The 3,896-nt window shown below is 63.8% G+C and carries 3 protein-coding genes and 1 tRNA gene; 1 reads left to right on the top strand and 3 read right to left on the bottom strand.

From position 1 onward, the window contains the following. Positions 1-152: 152 nt before the first annotated feature. Both mgtE and ENZ75_RS24330 read right to left on the bottom strand, forming a co-directional pair. The gene (gene mgtE / locus ENZ75_RS24335; RefSeq protein ID WP_013531112.1) at positions 153-1,571 is read right to left on the bottom strand and encodes a magnesium transporter; all 1,419 of its coding nucleotides are present in this window, start codon (positions 1,569-1,571) and stop codon (positions 153-155) included. Between the two features lie 189 nt (positions 1,572-1,760). Then, positions 1,761-1,845, bottom strand: a tRNA-Leu gene (locus ENZ75_RS24330). 234 nt (positions 1,846-2,079) lie between these two features. On the opposite strand from ENZ75_RS24330, the gene lipB reads away from it, so the two are divergent. Next, positions 2,080-2,823 carry a lipoyl(octanoyl) transferase LipB gene (gene lipB / locus ENZ75_RS24325; protein WP_027160542.1) on the top strand — a complete coding sequence of 248 codons (744 nt, stop codon included), beginning with the start codon at positions 2,080-2,082 and terminating at the stop codon, positions 2,821-2,823. A 20-nt stretch (positions 2,824-2,843) separates the two neighbouring features. On the opposite strand, the gene ENZ75_RS24320 is transcribed toward lipB, so the two are convergent. Continuing rightward, the coding region (locus ENZ75_RS24320; protein WP_164887970.1) for a site-2 protease family protein at positions 2,844-3,896 on the bottom strand (1,053 nt) is incomplete at its 5' end.

Raw genomic sequence — 3,896 nt, 5'->3', positions numbered from 1 at the left:
CTCCCACACGCCGAAACACCGGGGCGATCGCCATGGCGGCGTCACCCTTCTGTCCCGAACCAAAACCCATGCCATGCCGGAATCGACATGGCGCCCCGCGCGAGCCTCGCACGGCATTTACGTAAAAGTCAATTGAGCCAAAAGGCGTGCCTTCAGGGCACGCCGAACCACCACGTGGCAATGCCGAGAAATGCAAAGAAACCGACGACGTCGGTAACCGTGGTGACGAAGACCGCCGAAGCGACCGCCGGATCGACCTTGAAACGATCGAGCAGCAGCGGGATCAGGATGCCGGCCAGGGCGGCCACGAACATGTTGATGATCATCGCCGCCGCGATGATCCCGCCCAGATTGGGATCACGGAACCAGGCTGCCGCGACGATGCCGATCAGGATGGCGAAGACGATGCCGTTGATGAAGCCGACACCCATCTCGCGGCGAATGATGCGGCCGGCATTGTAGATGTCGAGATCCCTGGTCGCCAACGCCCGCACGGTGACGGTCATGGTTTGCGAGCCGGCATTGCCGCCCATGCCCGCGACGATCGGCATCAGCACCGCCAGTGCCACGATGTGTTCGATCGTGCGGTCGAACAGGCTGATCACCGACGCCGCCAGGAACGCGGTCAGAAGGTTGATCAGCAGCCACGGAACGCGTGAGCGCGAGGTCGAAAAGATGCTGTCGGAAAGCTCTTCGTCGCCGACGCCGCCCATGCGCATCAGATCTTCCTCGGCCTCCTGCTGGATGACGTCGACGACATCGTCAATGGTCAGAACGCCAACCAGCCGTTCGTTCTCGTCGACGACCGCGGCCGACAAAAGATCGTACTGCTCGAATTCCCGCGCCGCCTCTTCCTGGTCCATGGTGGCCGGAATGGCGTGCCGCGTCTCGTGCATCACCTCCTCGACCTTGACCGAACGCTTGGTGCGCAGGATCTGGTCGAGGTCGATGGCGCCGAGCAGCTTGAAGCTCGGATCGATGACGAAGATCTGGCTGAAGCGCTCGGGAAGATTGTTGTCCTCGCGCATGTAGTCGATGGTCTGGCCGATCGTCCAGAACGGCGGAACCGCGACGAACTCGGTCTGCATGCGGCGGCCGGCCGTCTCTTCGGGATAATCGAGCGAGCGGCGCAGCCTGATCCGCTCGGTGAACGGCAGTTGCGACAGGATCTCGTCCTGGTCTTCCTGGTCGAGATCCTCGAGAATGTAGACGGCGTCGTCGGAATCGAGCTCCTGCACCGCCTGCGCGATCTGCGCATTGGGCAGATTGTCGACGATCTCCATACGGATCGCCTCGTCGACCTCCGTCAGCGAGGAAAAGTCGAAATCGGCGCCCAGGAGTTCGACCAGCGCGCGGCGCTGTTCGGGATGCAGCGCCTCGAGCAGATCGCCGAGCTCCGACTGGTGCAGGTCGTCGACTTCATGCTTGAGGGTCAGCGTGTCGCGGTCGGCGATCGCCGCGCCGATCCGCGCCAGGAAGGACGAAAGCACGGCGCCGTCCTCGCCATAGATGTCGGCGTGGTTGTCCTCGGCGGCCCCGGCGCCGGTCGTCCGTTCGTGCTCGCCTTCCACCAGCGCCTCCCGCCACAAGAATCCCGGAAAAGGTGCAAATCAGGTCTAGAGCATCGGACCCAAGGGGGAAACCGGTTTTGGGAGAATCCGACGCTCAAAAAGAAAGTGGCGTAAAGTGCGGGAATATCAACGAAATGCGTCCGGCCCGCAGCGGGCGAGACCGGCACAAATCGGATTCTGGGAAGAGAATGGTGCGGTCGAGAAGACTCGAACTTCCACGGGTTGCCCCACAGCGACCTCAACGCTGCGCGTCTACCAATTCCGCCACGACCGCACGTGGTAGAGCCGGAACCGACCGGCTCGCGGCGTGTAGCAAATCGTTTCCGGTGAAACAAGTGCACGGCAAGCAATAATGTCAGGCGATTGGCATAATGCTCCACAGGGCCCGAACGCAGCGCCGGAACTGGACGTTTGCGCCTGATATCGCCATATGGAAGGCAAGTTGATGTCGCCCAAAGGTGCGAGGCGTTTTTGGGCGCGCCATGGACAAACGAAAAGACGATACGCCATGACCGAACGCAGCCAGATCGCCACATCGTTCCTGCCGCTTCCCGGCTCGGCACCGGTCGAATGGCTGATCGAGCCCGGCCTTACCGCCTATCCCGAGGCACTTGCCTTCATGGAGGCGCGCGCCGAGGCGATCCGCAGCGGCGCTGCCGGCGAAATGGTCTGGTTGGTCGAACACCCGCCGCTCTACACGGCCGGCACCAGCGCCCGTGGCGAGGATCTGATCGACGCCAGCCGTTTCCCGGTTTTCGCGGCAGGACGCGGCGGCGAATACACCTATCATGGGCCGGGCCAGCGGGTCGCTTACGTCATGCTCGACCTGAAGCGGCGGCGCGAGGATGTCCGCGCCTTCGTCGCGGCGCTCGAACAGTGGATCATCGGCACGCTTGCCGCTTTCAATGTGCGGGGCGAGCGCCGCGAGGACCGGGTCGGCGTCTGGGTCGTGCGGCCGGATCGCCCTGCTCTGCCGGACGGCTCGCCGGCGGAGGACAAGATCGCGGCCATAGGCATCCGGCTGCGGCGCTGGGTGAGTTTTCACGGCATCGCCATCAATGTCGAGCCCGATCTCGACCATTTCAGCGGCATCGTGCCTTGCGGCGTGCAGGACCACGGCGTCACCAGCCTCGTCGACCTAGGCCTTCCCCTGACCATGGCCGATCTTGACTTGGCGTTGAAATCCGCCTTCGAGGATGTGTTCGGTCCCGCCACGGCGTTGCCTGTCGAAGCCGAGCGCAAAGCCGGCTGATCTTCCGGATCCGGTACGGCTCAAATCAGTTGGGCAGAGGCCCACAACACGCCATAGCCATGGATGGCGAACACCGCCAGCAACGCCGCCGCCATGGCCAGCCGGTCGATGGTACGGATCGGCTTCAGCTCGTGACGCGGCTTCACCCCACTGCTCATCGTCAGCAGGCTGAGGAGCGAAAACACCGCTCCCGTCGCGAGCAGGAAGGTGGCGGAAAAGCCGGCCTGCCAACCCACGGCCAGGAAAGCCGAGAGCAGGAAGAAGGAAGCCAGCGCCAGCGCGACCGGTCCCGGACAGATCTGGCGCAGCACCTGGCCGCCGTCGAACTTCCACACCGGCACCAGATTGGCGATGTTGAACAGTGCGGCGAAGCCCGCCAGGGTCGCCAGCAGGGCCGCCGCCAGCCGGTGACCTTCCGCGCCGGCAAAGGTGCTTGCGGCGATGGCGATCGGCACCAGGAAGGCCGAAAAGCCGGCGCCCATCAATGCCACGAAAGCCACTTCGAAACGGCTGTCATAGGGCCGCCCGCCAATGGCAATGCCGCCGAGCAGCGGAATGAAGATCATCCGTGCACGGTTGTGGCCCATCAGCCGGAACGCTGCCATATGGCCAAGCTCATGCAGGGCGACCACCGATGTGAGGATCGCGGCCAGTGCCAGACCGCCGAAGTGAAGGCCGAAGAATGGCCACAGGATCAGCGCCGAAAGCCCGGCAAAGCCGACCTGGCTGAGCGGATGCTCGAACCAGCCGCCCTTGCGATACTTTCCGGTCCGCGCCCAGCGCTGCAGCTTGGAGAGTTCGCGGCGCAGGGCGAAATAGCGGAACACCAGGAAGGCAACGCCACGATAGCGATCGGTCTGGCTGAGCGTCACCCGCGTGCTGTTGCCTTCCGAAACGAGTTCGGCGGTTTCGCGAAAATCCTTCCAGAACGAAGCGTCGAGTGCCGTATCCTCGATGACACGCATCGAGAAGCGGCTGCCTTCGACGACGTCTTCAAACCGCGACTTGCGTTCGATCGGCTTGCCGTCGCGACCTTCCCAGGACAGCGTGATGCGGGCCACGCCCTCGCCGTC

It is taken from the genome of Mesorhizobium sp. M7A.F.Ca.CA.002.04.1.1 (genome assembly GCF_004022805.1).
GTDB classification, from domain to species: domain Bacteria; phylum Pseudomonadota; class Alphaproteobacteria; order Rhizobiales; family Rhizobiaceae; genus Mesorhizobium; species Mesorhizobium ciceri.
This window is presented reverse-complemented; position numbering and strand designations above follow the sequence as displayed.